Source organism: Nitrogeniibacter aestuarii, from assembly GCF_017309585.1.
GTDB classification, from domain to species: Bacteria; Pseudomonadota; Gammaproteobacteria; order Burkholderiales; family Rhodocyclaceae; genus Nitrogeniibacter; species Nitrogeniibacter aestuarii.
In genome coordinates this window covers 411296-428244 of sequence record NZ_CP071321.1, presented here as the reverse complement: position 1 = coordinate 428244, position 16949 = coordinate 411296, and the positions used below count along the sequence as shown (strand labels likewise).

The following is a 16949-nucleotide window of genomic DNA, read 5'->3' as shown; positions in this document are numbered from 1 at the left end:
GTTTAACCCCGTCCCGAGCGCTCGATCGTTACACCTGCAGAGTCACACAACAAGGACGAATCATCATGCGACGCCTCACCCTCATTGCCGCCGCCATCTCGCTCGGGGCCTGCTCCACCTCACAGAACACCCCATCGGAGGCGACGGGCCGCACCGTGCCACCTGTGCCGGAAGTCGCCCACGAATCCAGAATGGAGCACGATGCGCAACTGGTCGACACCCTCCCCGAGCCCGCGCTTCAAAAACACCGGGCGCTGAATGCCGCCCCCATGCGCTCGGCAGAGGCAATCGCGCAGCCGATGACCAAACCGGCCTCCCCGATGGTGGTGATGCCCGAGCCGGCTGACCGCGAGCGCTATCAGTCGCTGGACGAAAACCCGGTGAAGCTGGCCGCCCAGGAGCCGGTCTCCACCTTCAGCATCGACGTGGACACCGGTGCATGGTCGAACACCCGCCGCTTCATCAACAGCGGCCGCCTGCCGCCGGTCGATGCCGTGCGCGTCGAGGAATTCATCAACTACTTTCCTTACGACTACCAGGCCGACCGGAGTGACCACCCGTTCTCGGTCGGCACCGAACTGGCCCGCACACCGTGGAATGGCAACAACCTGCTGATGCGCGTCGCCATCAAGGGCAAGGATGTCGCCAAGGACAGCCTGCCCCCGGCCAACCTCGTCTTCCTGGTGGACGTCTCCGGCTCCATGGGCAGCGCGGACAAGCTCCCGCTGCTCAAGTCTTCGCTCAAGCTGCTGGTCAGGCAACTGCGGCCGCAGGATCGCATTGCCCTGGTCACCTACGCCGGCCAGGCCGGCATCGTGCTGCCTTCCACTCCGGGCAACGAACACCACAAGATCATGGCTGCCATCGACAACCTGAGTTCGGGCGGCAGCACCGCTGGCGCGACCGGCATCGAACTGGCCTATCGCACCGCCCGCGAGGGCTTCATCGACGGCGGTATCAACCGCATCCTGCTGTCGACGGACGGTGACTTCAACGTGGGCGTGACCAACTTCGACCAGCTCAAGCAAATGGTGGAGCGCGAGCGCAAGAGCGGTGTCTCGCTCTCGACCCTGGGCTTCGGCACCGGGAACTACAACGAACAGCTCATGGAGCAGATTGCCGACGCGGGCGACGGCGCGTACTCGTACATCGACACGCTCATGGAGGGCCACAAGGTGCTGGTCAACGAGATGACCTCCACCCTGGCCACCATTGCCAAGGATGTGAAAATCCAGGTGGAATTCAACCCAGCCGTGATCCGCGAATACCGCCTGATCGGATACGAAAACCGCCAGCTGGCACGCGAGGATTTCAACAATGACAAGGTCGATGCCGGCGAGATCGGCGCCGGCCACACGGTGACGGCCATCTACGAACTCACGCCCGTCGAGGCGCCGGGCCTGATCACGCCGCTACGCTACGGCTCCGACCCGGGCCCCGACCAGCACAAGGCCAATGAACTGGCTCAGGTGCGTCTGCGCTACAAGGCCCCCGGCTCGGACACCAGCACGCTGATCGAGCGTATCGTCCAGCGCGACAGCACGCGCCCCATGGCCGCCACCAGCGACGACTTCCGCTTCGCCACCGCCATCGCCGGTTTCGGCCAGCTCTTGCGCGGCGGCAAATACACGGGACAATGGCAGCTGTCCGATGCCCGCGCGCTGGCCGCCGGGGCCCTCGGCGCGGACCGTTTCGGCTATCGTGGCGAAGCGGTCCGCCTGATGGATCTGGCCAGCGCCCTGACACCCAACCGACCGGAAGCCCAAGCCCGACTGGAATGACCGACACGCCACGCACGAACGACGACCTGTCCGCCCTGCCCGACGAGGAGCTCATGCTGCTCGTGGCGCAGGGCGTCGTGCGTGAGCCGGCAGCCGAACTGTTCGCCCGGCACAACAAGGCCTTGTTCAACTTCATCGCATGGCTCAGCCAGGGCGACCTGAAGGAAGCCGAAGACATCGCCCAGAGCACCTGGATCCGTGTGCTGTCCCGGTGCGGCGACTACACGCCCAGTGCGGCGTTTCGCACCTTCCTGTTCCAGATCGCGCGCAACCTCTGGCTCGACGCCCGTGGCAGTGCCTGGCATCAGCGCACCCAGCCTGAAGACACCGCCCCCGAGGCCGAAGACGAAGATCTCAGTCCGGAAGCCGCCCTGCGCCTGGCCCAGGATAGCGGCCGGGTGCGTGCCGCGCTCATGGGCCTGCCCGCCCCTCAGCGCGAGGCCGTCGCCTTGCGGTTTTTCGCCGACATGTCGCTTGAGGACATCGCCACCACCGTGGGCGTCGGTTTCGAGACCATCAAGAGTCGCCTGCGCTACGCCTTCCGCCAGTTGCGCGATCAGTTGGAGCCGCCCGGATGAGCCAGGCCTTTGATCGCTTCGTGTCCGGCCAGGGGACCCTGGCAGCGCTGATCGCGTCGCAACCGAGATTCGATCCCCCCGCGGGGATGTTCGAACGCGTGCTGTCGGTGGTCGACACCGCACAATCCGGCCTGAGCTTCGCCCCGCCGTCATCGATTGAGGCGGCCGTGCTCGCCGAAGCCGCTCGCCTCGATGCCGCGCAGGCACCCCGACGCGATGCCCTGCTCGACCAGATCGCGGCGGGCACCGAGGCCTCCACCGCCCTGGGCGCGGCGGTCTCGCCACAGACAGCTCGGTGGCTTGCCGAACAGGCCGACCGGCGCGCGGCGCCGAGACGCACGCAGCAGCGTGCCAGCAGGAAACGCTGGTTCAACGGCTTCGGCCTGGCCGCCGCCGCGGCAATCGCCGCCAGCGTCGCACTCAAGATCTGGACAGATCCGACCGCACCGACCATGGAGCACGCAGCCGTTCGCCTGGAATCGGCAGAACAGGTCGCCGAGCGGATCGCCGCAAAACCTGCCGCCCCCATGCCAGAAGCCGACGCCCGACCGCCAGAGCCCGCTGCCGCCGCGGCGCCCATCGATCAGGCGCAGGTGGCCACTGCACCCCGACGGGAACGCGAGACTCACGAGACGCCACCGTCGGCACAGCTAAAACAGAAGTCGATAGCGGAGCGCAAAGCCGCCGTACCGACCAAACGCGAAACCGCGCCGACGGAGTCATTGAGCAACAGCGCGTCGGAAGAACACTGGCTCGCCGCGCCCCAGGCCTCGGAGGATCGCGCCGTGGCGGATTTGGACGACACGCCCATGGCCGACATGGCGAGCCCGACGCCGGCCGCAGAACCCATGGCTGCCGCACGCGCGCCGGCGCCCCTGCCGATCTGGGACCTGCCGCTGGCGACCCCCGGCACCGCCATTGCGCAGCGAATGCAGACGCAGCCGCCTCAGGCCTGGTTGTGGATCGTGCACCCCGACGACGCCACCGCCGCGGAGCACAAGCGTCTTGAAGTGATGTCGCTGCTCGAAGGTGACGGACGTTCGGATACGGTCCGCATCGACACCGCAGACCGACCGACCGGCAGCCTGCGCATCCGCCGCGTCGGCGACTAGCGCAAGCGCGCCTCGATGGCGCTCAGGGCATCGGCTGCCCCCATCCTCAGATGATGGGTCACGAAACCGCTGACAGGGGTGTCGCCCGGGTTGATCTCGACGGTCGGAATACCTTCCTCCGCCGCCCATATCACCGGCCCCGCAATATAGGGAAAGGCGCTGCTGGTGCCGACCGTGACCACCAGCTCGGGGCCCGACTCGAGCATGTGCTCAAGCTTCATGGTGGCCTCGATCGGCAGGGACTCGCCGAACAGCACCACGTCAGGACGCATGACACCGTGGCAGGTCGGACATGCCGGCGGAAACTGCAGCCCCACGAAATCCGGCACTCGTCGCCCACGGCCACATTCGGTGCACACCAGCTGATGCAGATTGCCGTGAATCTCGACCAGCCCGGGGGTGCCCACGGCGCGATGAAAGCCATCGACATTCTGGGTGAGCACCATCGACGCCGGCCGCTCGGCCACCAGGCGCGCCAGCACCCAGTGTGCTTCGTTGGGTTCGGCGCCACGGCAGGTGGCCTCGATCTGCGCCAGGTATTGCCAGGTAATGTCCGGTCGCTGCGCCATCATGGTGCCCGACAGCGCCTGCTCGATGGGAATACCGTGATCAGTGAGGGCTTCTTCGTAAAGGCCACCGATGCCCCGGTAGGTGGGCAGACCGGAGTCGGCCGAAATGCCGGCGCCGGTGATGAAGAGGATGCGCTGCGCCGCGCCGATCAGGGCCGCAACTGCATCGATCTGCGCAGACTCAACCAAGGTGTCGTCTCATCCCTCGAAGGCCTTCCATGGTGCGCCACGCGCCAGCTCCGCAACGGCCCCAAGCGGCCTCGCCGGCAGACAGGCTCGCCGTCAGCGCGACGCCTCTCCATGCCCGCTCAGCACCTTGTAGCGTTCGCGATCGCGGTCGAATCGGGCCTTCACGGCTTCGATACTTTTCTGCTTGGCCTCGATCACGGTCAGCTGAGCCGCCCGCTCGGCCTTGTTGTCGTTGACGGCCTGCTTCAGGTCCAGCGGGGTATCGCTGTCGGCGTAGAGCTTGGATTCTTCCGTCAGACGAACCGCCTCTTTCTCCAACTCTTCCATGCGGCGGCTTGCCTTGTCGAGATCCTGCTGGAAATCGTTAACCGCGCGGCGCTCACGTTCGTCGATGTCCTGGACGCTGTTGTAGGTGTCGAGCAAGGCACGGTCCTGGAGCTGCTGGCTGCGTCGCCGCGCCGCTTCAAGTTCCTTGCGTCGCTCTTCGCGTTCGGCCGCCGCCCGCTCTGCCGCGGACATGGGCGCGGCCACTTCCTTGATCACCATACCGTTCGCGCCGATGATGCGATGCGCCCGCCCCATGCAGACGTTGGGCAGCGGATTGCCGCACACGCGTTGCCCCGATTCCGACTCGCAGCAATAGATGGCCCCACCGGCGGCGATACTGCGGTCTTGAGCCAGCAGACCCAGGGCACACATCAACGAGAGGCTCGCAATATGGCGCTTCATCCAGCCTAGCCCGCAGAAACACCGTATTCGGTGCGATACGCTTTGACTGCCTTCAGATTGGCATTCAGGTCTTCGCTGTCGCCGAGGTAGTCGATCAGGTCGTTCAGGGTCGCCACCGCCACCACCGGCATGTCGTACTGAGCCCGGACCTCCTGCACGGCGGACAGCGCCCCCGTGCCACGTTCCATGCGGTCGAGCGCAATGACTACACCGGCGGGAATGGCGCCGTTGGCCCGAATGATCTCGACGGACTCGCGCACGGACGTTCCCGCGGAGATGACATCGTCCAGGATCAGGACACGCCCGGAGAGCGGCGCACCCACGAGGTTGCCGCCTTCGCCGTGGTCCTTGGCTTCCTTGCGGTTGAAGCAATAGGGCAGATTCACGCCCATCTCGGCCAGCCGCATGGCGGTGCCCGCCACCAGTGGAATGCCCTTGTAGGCGGGGCCGAAGAGCATGTTGGCGTCGAGCTTTGCCGCGACGATGCTGCGCGCGTAGAAGCCGCACAGCGCACCGAAGGAGGCGCCGTCGTTGAACAGCCCGGCGTTGAAGAAATAAGGCGACTTGCGACCCGCCTTGGTGATGAACTCACCGAAGCGAAGCACGCCCTTGTCGCAGGCCAGCGCAATGAATTCCCGGCTAAACTCCACGTTCTCTTTCCAATCAGCAGCTTTCTGGATCAGCCATGTTACGCGTCATCACAATCAACCTCAACGGCATCCGATCGGCGAACCGTAAGGGCTTTTTCGAATGGATGGCGCAACAGAACGCCGACGTGATCTGCCTGCAGGAGCTCAAGGCTCAGCACGGCGATCTCACTGAGGATATGCGTGCGCCCGGCGACTACCAGGGATTTTTTCACTGCGCCGAAAAGAAGGGCTATAGCGGCGTGGGCATCTACGCACGTCGCGCACCCGATGCCGTGATCGAGGGCCTGGGCAACGACGAGTTCGATGCCGAGGGCCGCTACATCGAGGCACAGTTCGGCAATCTGTCCGTCATCTCCCTGTACCTGCCCTCGGGGTCGAGTTCGGAGGAGCGCCAGGCAGCCAAGTACCGGTTCATGGATATCTTCCTGCCGCACATGCAGGCGCTGCTGGCCAGTGGTCGCGAGGTGGTGATCTGCGGCGACTGGAACATCGCTCACAAAGAGGCCGATCTGAAGAACTGGAAGTCCAACCAGAAGAACTCCGGCTTCCTGCCCGAGGAGCGTGCCTGGATGACGCAACTGTTCGACGACGTGGGCTGGAAGGACGTCTACCGCCAGTTGCATCCGGACACCACGGATGCCTGCTACACCTGGTGGTCAAACCGGGGCCAGGCCTGGGCAAAGAACGTCGGCTGGCGACTGGACTACCAGATCGCGACGCCCGCGCTGGCCGCCACCGCGAGGTCGACGAGTGTCTATAAGGAAGAGCGGTTCTCCGATCACGCACCACTGACGGTGGACTACGCGTTCGAGGCCTAACAAGTGCGCCCGGCTGCAGCGGTCGGGCGCACCCGTTCGATGCGCGGTAGAATCGGGTCTTGGCATCGCGCGCCTGGACCGCCCATCAAGTTTTCGACCAGGGCCCGCCCACGTGCGCTCGCATGAGGGATAATGCGCGATCCTGCCTTGGGGGGGCACACAATCAAATGAAACGCGTAGACGACTTTCGCCTGAAACTGGGTCAGAAGGAACTGGTTCCCATCATGATCGGCGGCATGGGCGTGGACATCTCCACGGCCGAACTGTCGCTGGTGGCCGCTCGCCTGGGCGGCATCGGACACATCTCCGACGCCATGGTACCCACCGTGTCCGACCGCCGGTTCAAGACCAAGTACGTCAAGGACAAGCTCAAGCAGTTCAAATTCAACGTTTCCAATTCGGACAAATCCGTCGTCCAGTTCGACATGGGTTTGCTGGCCGAGGCAACGGCCCGTCACGTGGGCGCCACCATGGAAGCCAAGCAGGGCGATGGACTCATCTTCATCAACTGCATGGAAAAGCTCACCATGAACTCCCCCAAGGAGACACTCAAGGTGCGCCTGTCGGCCGCGCTCGACGCCGGTATCGACGGCATCACGCTGGCGGCCGGCCTGCATCTGGGCTCCTTTTCGCTGATCGAAGATCATCCTCGTTTCCGCGACGCCAAGCTCGGCATCATCGTCTCGTCCCTGCGCGCGCTGCAGCTATTCATCAAGAAGAGTGCCCGCACCAACCGGCTGCCTGACTACGTGGTCGTGGAAGGGCCGCTGGCCGGTGGCCACCTCGGCTTCGGCATGGACTGGTCACAGTATTCGCTGCCGGTGATCGTGGCCGAGATTCGGGACTGGCTGCATGAACAGCAGCTGGAAATCCCCCTCATCCCGGCCGGCGGCGTCTTCACCGGCACCGATGCGGTCAACTACCTGGAGATGGGGGCCTCCGCCGTCCAGGTGGCCACGCGCTTCACCGTCACCGAAGAATGCGGACTGCCGGAGAAAGTCCAGCAGGAGTACTTCAAGGCCAGCGAGGACGACATCGAGGTCAATCAGATTTCGCCCACCGGCTATCCGATGCGCATGCTCAAGAACAGCCCCGCCATCGGCGACGGGATCCGTCCCAACTGCGAAGCCTATGGCTATCTGCTCGATGCCAAGGGCAACTGCCAGTACATCGAGGCCTACAACCGGGAAGTGGCGCTGCACCCGGACGCCCGGCGTGTTCACGTGTTCGATAAGACCTGCCTGTGCACCCACATGCGCAACTTCGATTGCTGGACCTGCGGGCACTATACCTACCGGCTCAAGGACACCAGCCACCGGAACGACGACGGCAACTATCAGATTCTCAGTGCCGAGCACGTGTTCAAGGACTACCAGTTCAGCACCGACGGGCAGATCGCCTTACCCGGCTGACATGCCTCCACAAGAAAAGGGCCGCTTGACGCGGCCCTTTTCTTGTCTGGCGTACGCTTATTGAATCTGACAACTCGCCGTTGCTTCGTCGGCACCATCGGCGGGCACATCGTGGGAACGATACGCCTTCGACGGCTTCATGATGTGCCCCAGCTTGGCCGCCTTGGTGTCCAGATAGGCCGTGTTGTGCGGATTACGGCCCACCTGCAGCGGCACATGCTCGACAATATTCAATCCCTGTGAGGTCAGACTGTCGAGCTTGCGCGGATTGTTCGTCATGAGCCGCACGGAGTTGACGCCCAGATGATCGAGCATCGGTTTGCAGATCGAGAAGTCGCGCATGTCCGCGGGGAAGCCCAGTTGCTCATTGGCTTCGACCGTATCGGCCCCCTGGTCCTGAAGCTTGTAGGCGCGAATCTTGTTGAGCAGGCCGATGCCACGACCCTCCTGACGCAGGTAGAGAATCAGGCCGCGCCCTTCCTCGACAATGCGGCGCATTGCCGCTTCGAGCTGGTAGCCACAGTCGCAGCGTTCACTGAACAGACCATCACCCGTCAGACACTCGGAGTGAATGCGCGCCAGCACCGGCGCGTCACCGGACACATCGCCATATGTGAGCGCCAGATGCTCGACACCGGTCGCTTCATCTTCGAAGCCGTGCAAAGTGAATTCGCCGAAGCGGTTGGGCAGACGACATGCGTCGACGAAACGGAGTGTCATCGGTTACTTCTCCTTGAGCGCTGGGCGCCTTCATTCTTGTCTCGCCGCCATCCCGGCGGTGATCTCACGGCCCGACATTATGGCAGGCTCGACGCCAAAGCCGGACATCGCCGACCCGAGATGGTGACGTGTCATGCTTCCTGTGGACCTGTTTCACGCCATTTTGTTCCATGACGCCATCCCGCTCAAGGTGGGCGTCAGCGACTGCTTCACCTAAAATGACGGGGGCACGCGATCGCCCTTCCCGGGCCACGCTCCTCGACCGGACACCACCATGACAGCTCTCTCAGCGGCTCTGCAGCACTGTATTCGAACAGTCCCCGACTGGCCGGCCCCAGGCGTTCAGTTTCGCGATATCACACCGGTGTTTGCCAATGCTGCCCTGTTCCAGCGTCTCATTGAGCACCTGGCGCAACGATACGCAGACCACCGGGATCTGATCGTCGCAGGGATCGATGCGCGCGGTTTCATCGTCGGCGCGGCGCTGGCCCATGCGCTCGGCAGTGGCTTTGTGCCATTGCGCAAACAGGGCAAGCTGCCACACGACACACTCGGCGAGGCCTACGCACTTGAATACGGCCAAGCCACGCTGGAAGTCCATGAAGACGCCATCACACTCGGACAACCCGTTGTCCTTGTCGACGACCTGATTGCCACCGGGGGTACCATGCTGGCAGCCGTCTCGCTCATCCGGCGCCTCGGCGGCCAGCTTCACGAAGTTGCCGCGATCATCGATCTGCCCGACCTCGGCGGCTCGACACGGCTCGCCAGCACCGGCGCCCTTCCTTATACCCTGACCGCGTATGCGGGCTGCTGAACGACCATGAACGACACCGTAAATAGCCTCAACACCACCTTCGACGAGGCCGACTGCCTAGCAGACAAGGCCACCGTCGAAGCCGCGCTCGATCGCATGGCACGGGCCATTACCGAGCGCTTCAGCGAACTCGACCCGGTGGTGTATGCCGTCATGAACGGAGGGCTCGTCCTCGCCGGCTCGCTATTGCCGCGCCTGCCCTTCCCCCTGGAGCTGGCCTACCTGCACGCCACCCGCTACGGCAACGCACTGAAAGGCCATGCGCTGGACTGGCGTGTACCGCCGACCCACCCCCCTGAAGGTCGCCACGTGCTCGTCCTGGATGACATTCTCGACGAGGGTCTCACCCTGGCCGCCATCGTCGATACGCTGCGCGCGCAGGGCGCCGCCTCGGTCAGTTCAGCCGTCCTCGTGCATAAATGCCATGACCGCAAGGCCTACCCCGGCATGCGGGCCGATTTCTGCGGACTGGACATCGAAGACCGGTTTCTCTTCGGCTACGGCATGGACTACAAGGGATACTGGCGTAACGCACCGGGCATATTTGCCGTCAAAGGACATTGAACCCCAGAGGTCGCCCGGGCTCAAACATCTGAAACCGTTCAAAAACTTACCTCCGAGGAGATCAGCATGCTCATCACGTTCAAGTCAGGTGCCTCTGCCGACGTCATCATGTTCGGCGACGCCGCCAGAAATCTGCTGAAAGTGCTCGGCAAGGACCCGAACGACGAGACCGGAATCGTCACTGTCGAACAACTGCCCGGCGCAATCACTGCGCTCAAGGCGGCCATCGATGAAAACAAGCATCAGCATGACGATGTCAGTGACGACGAAGCAGACGAAGAGGCACCGCGCGGGATGGGGGCACCGGTCAGTTTCGCTCAACGCGCCTGGCCCTTGCTGGATATGCTGGAGTACTCACTCAAGGAGCAGAAGCCGGTTACCTGGGGAGTCTGAAACACCCGTTTGAAAAGGCATTGCGGCCGATCGCCCGTCACGGGCGCATCGGCCGCATTTTTTTTGCGCCTGGAAATCGCGACCCTTACCCGGGAAAAATGCGCCGCCGGGACAGCCTTCGTCACCCTTACGACATTTTCATTATTTCATCTGATTGACATCAAGTCTTTGACAGGACATGAGAATTACACCTTACGAGATATCGCCCGGTAATCAAAAATTATGAAGACATAAGTCCAAAGCGACCGTAGCCCCTTGATATCTAGGCGATGTGTTCAGTTTCACGAGGGAATTGATCCTGACTGGCGAAAGAGCTAAAGTGCCGATACATTATTAAAACTACTACTTTTGGATTAGCCATGCCGCAGCGACACAAAGCCCAATCGCCCTCGTCTGAGCAAGTCTTGGAGTGGCGCAGAAAGAAAAAACTGAGTCAGTCTGAATTCTGGGCCCCGATCGGGGTGACCCAGTCAGCAGGCAGTCGGTACGAGAGCGGTCGCCCGCTTCCGATCCCGATCGCCCTGTTGCTCGAGATGGTCTATGGACCACCGAAACGCGCAGAGAAGATCCTCACCAAGCTGCGCGCGTCGCACGAGTAAGTCACAAGAAGAGACCTATCCGCGCCGGCTATCCGCTGACGAGGTCAGATAAAAAAACCGCCCTGACCGGGCGGTTTTTTCGATGCCGCATGCAGCCTCATTCGATGTTCTGCACCTGCTCGCGCATCTGCTCGATCAGCACCTTCAGTTCCATGGCCGCGGCGGTGACGTCCGTGCCCGCACTTTTCGATGCCAGGGTGTTGGCCTCGCGATTGAGTTCCTGCATCAGAAAGTCGAGACGCTTGCCGGCAATGCCGCCCTTCTTGAGAATGCGTTCCACTTCGTCCATGTGCGTGCGCAGGCGATCGAGTTCCTCGTCCACATCGATACGCTGGGCAAACACCGCCACTTCCTGGCGAATGCGATCCTCATCGAGGGTATCGACGGCTTCACGCAGTCGGTCGGTCAGCTTGGTCTGATAGGCCTGCACGATCTCCGGAATGCGCGGAGCGACCTGCTCGACCAGCGTCCGCATGCCTGAGACCCGCTCACGAATCACGCCGGCGAGCTTCTCTCCTTCCCGTCGCCGGCTGGCCAGAAACTCGTCGAGCGCCGCATCGGCCATCTCGACAATGCTGGGCATCAGATCGTCGAACCCGAGGCTATCGTCCGACAGCACCCCGGGCCAGCGCAGCAATTCGGTCACGCTCATGGGCTGGGCGCCCGGAAAGCGCTCCAGCACGCTGGTCTGGGCGGACTCAAGTTGCGCCAGCAATCCGCCGTTGAGTTGCATGGGGCCTGTGGCCGCTTCGTCGTTCTTCTGGAGTGCGAGGCGGCACTCGACCTTGCCCCTGCTCAGGCGCGCAGTCAGTTTCTCGCGCAGGGCGGGTTCGGCCTGGCGAACGTCATCGCCGAGGCGGAAGACCAGATCAAGAAAGCGAGAATTGACGCTGCGCAACTCCATATGCAGGCTGACCCGACCCAATTCACGGTGGGCGACCGCAAAACCGGTCATACTCAGTATCATTCAGGCTCTCCTTGATGATTGCCGTTTTGTCGGCAGCTGTGGCTTTACACAACTCGTTACAGACAAGACAATCCGAAAAAAGCGCATCTTAACGACCACACCATGCCCCCTCAAGTAAACAAGGCACTGCCGTCCGGATTTCAGCTGGATCAGTACCGGATCGAGCGACAGCTGTCTCTCGGGGGGTTTTCCATCGTGTACCTGGCCTACGACCAGGACGGAACACCGGTCGCCATCAAGGAATACCTGCCCAATTCGCTGGCACTGCGCACCGAGGGCGAAATCGAACCCAAGGTATCGGAGGAGCACACCGCGGCCTTCCGCTACGGCATGAAATGCTTCTTCGAGGAAGGACGCGCGCTGGCCAAGCTCATGCACCCCAACGTGGTTCGCGTGCTCAACTTCTTTCGCGCCAATGGCACCGTCTACATGGTGATGCAGTTCGAGCGCGGCCGCACACTGCACGATTACGTACACAAACATCGCGATGAACTGCGCGAGCGCTTCCTGCGCGGCGTGTTCACCCGTATGCTAAATGGTTTGCGGGAGGTGCATGCGCACAAGCTGCTGCACCTCGACATCAAGCCATCGAACATTTATCTGCGCACGGACGGCACCCCGGTGCTGCTCGATTTCGGCGCGGCAAGACAAACCCTGATGAACGGGCAGCCCATGCTCAAACCCATGTACACCCCCGGATTTGCCTCACCGGAGCAGTTTGCCGGCCGTGAGGCGCTGGGGCCGTGGAGTGACATCTACAGTGTCGGGGCCAGCCTGTATGCCTGTATCGGCGGCACCGCACCGCCCCGTTCGGACGAACGGGGCAAGAAAGACAGCTTCATCCCGGCCGTCCGGGCATTTCCGGGGCGCTACAGCGAGCAATTGCTGGAAACCATCGACTGGTGCCTTAAACTGGACCCCCTCGAACGGCCGCAAAGCGTCTACGCTTTACAGAAAGCATTGGTTCAACGCGGACCCAACGAAGCCATGCCGGCTTCCTGGTTTGCGGATGTGGGCTCCCGACTCAAATCCTTCATTGGTCGCTCATGAAATTCACCATTTACCAGGAAAGCCGGCCCGGCAAACGCCCTTCCAACCAGGATCGCCTCGCGTATTGCTACTCGCGCGATGCCTTGCTCATGGTGATCGCCGACGGCATGGGCGGTCATCTGCATGGCGAGGTCGCGGCCCAGATCGCGGCCCAGTACATCACCCAGACCTTCCAGCGTGAGGCACAGCCCGTGGTGCAGGACCCGGTCCTGTTTCTGTCGCACGTGATGACCAACGCGCATCATGCGATTCTGGATTACGCCTTCGACAAGCATCTGCCCGAAGCGCCGCGCACCACCTGTGTGGTGTGCCTGATCCAGAACGGTCTCGCCCACTGGGCCCACGCAGGCGACTCGCGCCTCTACCTGCTGCGTGGCGGCAAGGTCGAGGCCCAGACCAAGGACCACTCGCGCATCCAGCTCATGATGGATCAGGGGCTGATCGATGCCGAGGACGCCGCGACCCACCCGGGCCGCAACCGCATCTACAGCTGTCTGGGCGGCAACCACGCACCGCAGATCGAATTCTCCCGCCCGATTCCGCTGTATTCCGGCGACGTCATCCTGCTATGCACGGATGGCGTGTGGGGGCCCCTTGGCACCGAAGAACTGGTCAAGCGTTACGCCACCCCGAAGAACCTCATGAAAGACACGCCTCGCGTGCTCGACGCGGCAGAGCTCGCCGCCGGTCCGCATGCCGACAACCTGTCCATGATCAGCCTGGTCTGGCACGACGACTTCTCCGACGAAGTGCCCGACGTGATCTCGACCCAGACCATGGCCGTGAGTAGCTTCACCACGCAAATGGATAGCTTCGACCGCTCGACCACCGGCTCTGGCACCCAGGACCTGAGCGACGAAGAGATCGAGCAGGCCATCGCCGAGATCAACGTGGCGATCAAGAAATTCAGTGCCGACACCTGATCACCCGAACCACAAGGATTCACCCCGCCCCATGCGCCCCAGCAACAGAGAACCCAATCAGCTTCGCCCCGTTCGTATCACCCGCGGGTTCACCAAGCACGCCGAGGGCTCGGTGCTCATCGAGTTCGGGGATACCCGCGTGTTGTGCACGGCCAGCGTCGAGGAGAGCGTACCGGGTTTCCTGCGCGGTCAGGGCAAGGGCTGGCTGACGGCGGAATACGGCATGCTGCCGCGCTCGACCCATACCCGCAGCGGTCGCGAAGCGGCCCGTGGCAAGCAAAGCGGTCGCACGCAGGAAATCCAGCGTCTCATCGGACGCAGCCTGCGCGCCGTTGTCGACATGGAGGCGCTCGGCGAACGGCAGATCATCATCGACTGTGATGTCCTCCAGGCGGACGGCGGCACCCGCACGGCCTCGATCACGGGCGCCTGCGTGGCGGTTATGGATGCGCTCAATGGCCTGGTGGCCCGCGGTGCGCTGGCAAGCAACCCCATGCGCGAACTGGTCGCGGCGATTTCCGTGGGGGTCTTCGACGGCCGCCCCGTGCTCGACCTGGATTACCCGGAAGACTCGGCCTGCGACACCGACATGAATGTGGTCATGACGGCCTCGGGTCATTTCGTCGAAGTCCAGGGCACCGCCGAAGGTGCCGCCTTCGACCGCAAGACGCTCGATGCCCTGCTCGACCTGGCCGCCGACGGCATTGCCCAGCTCAACGACATCCAGCGCCAGGTCCTGGCCAGCGCAGACGCATGATCACCGAACTCGTCCTGGCCAGCGGCAACAAGGGCAAGCTCAAGGAGTTTGCCGCCCTGCTCGAACCGCTGGGCATCACCGTGCGACCGCAGTCCGACTTCGATGTCCCTGAGGCCGAAGAACCCTTCCCCAGCTTCGTTGAAAACGCCATCGCCAAGGCACGTCACGCCTCACGGCACACCGGGCTGCCCGCACTGGCCGACGACTCGGGCCTATGCGTGAATGCCCTGGGCGGCGCGCCGGGCGTACGCTCGGCGCGCTACGCCGGCGAGCCGAAGTCGGATGAACGCAATATCGACCAGCTGCTCGCCGATCTGGCCGGCGAAGCCGATCGTGATGCGCGGTTCGTCTGTGTGCTCGCGCTGGTTCGCCACGCCGACGACCCGCAGCCGATCATCGCCGAAGGCGAATGGCATGGCAGTATTCTCAAGACGCCTCAGGGCGAGCACGGCTTTGGCTACGATCCGGTGTTCTGGCTCGACGATCTCAAGCAAAGCGCTGCCGAGCTCGACCCCAAACTCAAGAACGCCTTGAGTCACCGTGGCAACGCCTGCCGCCATCTGCTCGACCGGCTCGCGCTGGAGCAGACCGCCGAATGAGCGAGCGACGGGTCATCCCGTTGCGTCCGCAGCCCCCGCAGGCCCGCAACACCCCGCAACTGAAGTCGCCACCGCCGCTGACGCTCTACGTGCACTTTCCCTGGTGCGTCAAGAAGTGCCCCTACTGCGACTTCAACTCCCATGCCGCGCATCACGAGGGCATTCCGGAGGCGGCGTATCTCGATGCCGTCATCGCCGATCTGGAAGCCGCCCTGCCCTCGGTCTGGGGGCGGCGCGTTCATTCCATCTTCATCGGCGGCGGCACACCCAGCCTGCTCACCGAGGCCGGCCTCGATCGCCTGCTCACCGACATCCGCATGCGCCTGCCGCTCGATCCCATGGCCGAGATCACGCTTGAGGCCAACCCGGGCACGGTCGAGGCGGGTCGCTTCGCCGCGTACGCGGCCTCGGGGGTGAACCGGGTTTCACTGGGCATCCAGAGCTTCGACGACCTGCACCTGCACGCGCTTGGCCGCATCCATTCGGCCGCAGAGGCCCGGCAGGCCGTCGAACTGGCGCTCAAGCATTTCGAGCGGGTGAACCTCGACCTCATGTACGCGCTGCCCGGGCAGACCCCGACCCAGCTGGCTGCCGATCTGGCCACGGCCATTGCGTTCGACCCGCAACACCTGTCGTGCTACCACCTCACCCTGGAACCGAATACGCCGTTCCACCACAGCCCGCCCGTCCTGCCCGACCCGGACGTCGCGGCCGACATGCAGGACCAGGTCGAAACCATGCTGGCGGACGCCGGATACCTGCACTACGAGACATCGGCCTTCTCAAAGCCCCACGGCCAATGCCGGCACAACCTCAATTACTGGGGCTTTGGCGACTACCTGGGCATCGGGGCCGGTGCGCACAGCAAGCTCTCCAGCCACGAGGGCATCGTGCGCCAGATGCGCCACAAGCATCCCGGCGCCTATCTGGCGGCGCACAGTACCGGACAGTTCATCCAGGATCAGCACGGCGTCGGCGCCGACGACCTGCCCTTCGAATTCATGATGAACGCCATGCGCCTGATCGACGGCGTGCCCGCCGATCTGTTCGAGGCACGCACCGGCCTGCCGCTGAGTGCGATCGAGCCCGCCCTGATCCGTGCCCGCGACAAGGGCCTGGTGCTTGCCGACGTCGAACGCTGGCGACCCACGCCGCAAGGGCAACGTTTTCTCAACGACCTGCTCCAGCTCTTTCTCTGACGCCCATGAAAAAGCCCCGCATCCGGCGGGGCTTTTTCATTGAACGGCGCCAGTGTCAGCCGGCACGGCACTCGCTGGCCAGGGGTTTGCCCGACTCCTGATCCAGCAGATAGCTCTTCCAGGGCAGATCGATCCATACCAGCGGGCTGGCCGGGTGCTCGTAGCGCGGCAGGCCGGAGGCCGACGGATTGCGCTGCAGATCATGGCTGCGCCCCTTCCAGCTCACATTGATGTGATTGCCGTCCTTCCGATCGCGCATCACCTTCACCACCTCACCGGCATTGCAATGGTAGCTGCCGCTGGCAAGCGCGAACTCCATCTGCTGGGGCTCGTCCGGCGGCGGCGACTCGACAATGGTGCGCTCTGGCACAGGCACAGTTGAGCAAGCCACCAGCAGGGTGGGCAGCGTCAGAAGCAGAAGGCGTTTTTTCATGGTGATCCCGAACCGAAACGAGTGACACAACATACCAGCAGCACGCGCTGCCACCGGCAAGGATCTGCAACAAATCCTTACCGGCATCCA

Annotated in this window: 20 protein-coding genes; 14 read left to right on the top strand and 6 right to left on the bottom strand. The window is 63.4% G+C overall.

Annotated features, from left to right (window positions below):
• Nucleotides 1-65: 65 nt before the first annotated feature.
• Genes J0W34_RS01965 through J0W34_RS01955 form a run of 3 tightly spaced genes read left to right on the top strand, consistent with a single transcriptional unit; the run spans nt 66 to nt 3471 of the window.
• Nucleotides 66-1781 (top strand): vWA domain-containing protein, encoded by a 1716-nt coding sequence (locus J0W34_RS01965; RefSeq protein ID WP_230970482.1) that lies wholly within the window; start codon nt 66-68, stop codon nt 1779-1781.
• Nucleotides 1778-2359, top strand: a complete 582-nt coding sequence (locus J0W34_RS01960; protein ID WP_230970481.1) for a sigma-70 family RNA polymerase sigma factor — start codon at nt 1778-1780, stop codon at nt 2357-2359. Before J0W34_RS01965 ends, J0W34_RS01960 begins: the two co-directional genes overlap by 4 nt.
• Nucleotides 2356-3471, top strand: a complete 1116-nt coding sequence (locus J0W34_RS01955) for a hypothetical protein (protein ID WP_230970480.1) — start codon at nt 2356-2358, stop codon at nt 3469-3471. Before J0W34_RS01960 ends, J0W34_RS01955 begins: the two co-directional genes overlap by 4 nt.
• On the opposite strand, the gene J0W34_RS01950 is transcribed toward J0W34_RS01955, so the two are convergent.
• From J0W34_RS01950 to pyrE, 3 genes are all read right to left on the bottom strand, one after another.
• The gene (locus J0W34_RS01950) at nt 3468-4229 is read right to left on the bottom strand and encodes an SIR2 family NAD-dependent protein deacylase (protein ID WP_230970479.1); all 762 of its coding nucleotides are present in this window, start codon (nt 4227-4229) and stop codon (nt 3468-3470) included. The genes J0W34_RS01955 and J0W34_RS01950 overlap by 4 nt on opposite strands.
• A gap of 93 nt (nt 4230-4322) precedes the next feature.
• The gene (locus tag J0W34_RS01945) at nt 4323-4958 is read right to left on the bottom strand and encodes a hypothetical protein (protein WP_230970478.1); all 636 of its coding nucleotides are present in this window, start codon (nt 4956-4958) and stop codon (nt 4323-4325) included.
• Nucleotides 4959-4963: 5 nt separating this feature from the next.
• Nucleotides 4964-5608 carry an orotate phosphoribosyltransferase gene (pyrE, locus tag J0W34_RS01940; RefSeq protein WP_227815332.1) on the bottom strand — a complete coding sequence of 215 codons (645 nt, stop codon included), beginning with the start codon at nt 5606-5608 and terminating at the stop codon, nt 4964-4966.
• 35 nt (nt 5609-5643) lie between these two features.
• On the opposite strand from pyrE, the gene J0W34_RS01935 reads away from it, so the two are divergent.
• A complete protein-coding gene (locus J0W34_RS01935) occupies nt 5644-6426 on the top strand; it encodes an exodeoxyribonuclease III (RefSeq protein WP_230970477.1) in 783 nt (260 codons plus the stop codon).
• Between the two features lie 167 nt (nt 6427-6593).
• Nucleotides 6594-7838, top strand: coding sequence for a nitronate monooxygenase (locus J0W34_RS01930; protein WP_230970476.1), 1245 nt, complete (start codon nt 6594-6596; stop codon nt 7836-7838).
• A 57-nt stretch (nt 7839-7895) separates the two neighbouring features.
• Here J0W34_RS01930 and ribA read toward each other — a convergent pair whose 3' ends face one another.
• A complete protein-coding gene (ribA, locus tag J0W34_RS01925) occupies nt 7896-8558 on the bottom strand; it encodes a GTP cyclohydrolase II (protein WP_230970475.1) in 663 nt (220 codons plus the stop codon).
• Between the two features lie 274 nt (nt 8559-8832).
• Between ribA and J0W34_RS01920 the strand changes: the two genes are divergently transcribed.
• The 4 genes from J0W34_RS01920 to J0W34_RS01905 all read left to right on the top strand — a co-directional run bounded on the left by J0W34_RS01920 (nt 8833) and on the right by J0W34_RS01905 (nt 10931).
• Complete coding sequence (locus tag J0W34_RS01920; RefSeq protein WP_230970474.1) at nt 8833-9375, top strand: adenine phosphoribosyltransferase; 543 nt, start codon at nt 8833-8835, stop codon at nt 9373-9375.
• Between the two features lie 6 nt (nt 9376-9381).
• Nucleotides 9382-9939, top strand: coding sequence for a hypoxanthine-guanine phosphoribosyltransferase (locus J0W34_RS01915; protein WP_227815327.1), 558 nt, complete (start codon nt 9382-9384; stop codon nt 9937-9939).
• Nucleotides 9940-10005: 66 nt separating this feature from the next.
• A complete protein-coding gene (locus J0W34_RS01910) occupies nt 10006-10332 on the top strand; it encodes a DUF1840 domain-containing protein (RefSeq protein WP_227815326.1) in 327 nt (108 codons plus the stop codon).
• Nucleotides 10333-10736: 404 nt separating this feature from the next.
• The gene (locus tag J0W34_RS01905; protein ID WP_227815325.1) at nt 10737-10931 is read left to right on the top strand and encodes a helix-turn-helix domain-containing protein; all 195 of its coding nucleotides are present in this window, start codon (nt 10737-10739) and stop codon (nt 10929-10931) included.
• A 97-nt stretch (nt 10932-11028) separates the two neighbouring features.
• On the opposite strand, the gene J0W34_RS01900 is transcribed toward J0W34_RS01905, so the two are convergent.
• The gene (locus J0W34_RS01900; protein ID WP_227815324.1) at nt 11029-11898 is read right to left on the bottom strand and encodes a YicC/YloC family endoribonuclease; all 870 of its coding nucleotides are present in this window, start codon (nt 11896-11898) and stop codon (nt 11029-11031) included.
• Between the two features lie 102 nt (nt 11899-12000).
• On the opposite strand from J0W34_RS01900, the gene J0W34_RS01895 reads away from it, so the two are divergent.
• From J0W34_RS01895 to hemW, 5 genes are read left to right on the top strand one after another with little or no spacing between them, the layout of a single operon-like run.
• Nucleotides 12001-12948, top strand: a complete 948-nt coding sequence (locus tag J0W34_RS01895; RefSeq protein ID WP_227815323.1) for a serine/threonine protein kinase — start codon at nt 12001-12003, stop codon at nt 12946-12948.
• A complete protein-coding gene (locus J0W34_RS01890) occupies nt 12945-13871 on the top strand; it encodes a PP2C family protein-serine/threonine phosphatase (protein WP_227815322.1) in 927 nt (308 codons plus the stop codon). The genes J0W34_RS01895 and J0W34_RS01890 overlap by 4 nt, the downstream gene beginning before the upstream one ends.
• Before the next feature lie 31 nt (nt 13872-13902).
• The gene (gene rph / locus J0W34_RS01885; protein WP_230970473.1) at nt 13903-14628 is read left to right on the top strand and encodes a ribonuclease PH; all 726 of its coding nucleotides are present in this window, start codon (nt 13903-13905) and stop codon (nt 14626-14628) included.
• Entirely contained in the window at nt 14625-15227 is a 603-nt protein-coding gene (gene rdgB, locus J0W34_RS01880) for an RdgB/HAM1 family non-canonical purine NTP pyrophosphatase (RefSeq protein WP_230970472.1), read from the top strand. The genes rph and rdgB overlap by 4 nt, the downstream gene beginning before the upstream one ends.
• Nucleotides 15224-16426, top strand: coding sequence for a radical SAM family heme chaperone HemW (gene hemW / locus J0W34_RS01875; protein ID WP_230970471.1), 1203 nt, complete (start codon nt 15224-15226; stop codon nt 16424-16426). Before rdgB ends, hemW begins: the two co-directional genes overlap by 4 nt.
• A 55-nt stretch (nt 16427-16481) precedes the next feature.
• Here hemW and J0W34_RS01870 read toward each other — a convergent pair whose 3' ends face one another.
• Complete coding sequence (locus J0W34_RS01870; RefSeq protein WP_227815318.1) at nt 16482-16859, bottom strand: MliC family protein; 378 nt, start codon at nt 16857-16859, stop codon at nt 16482-16484.
• Between the last annotated feature and the right edge of the window lie 90 nt (nt 16860-16949).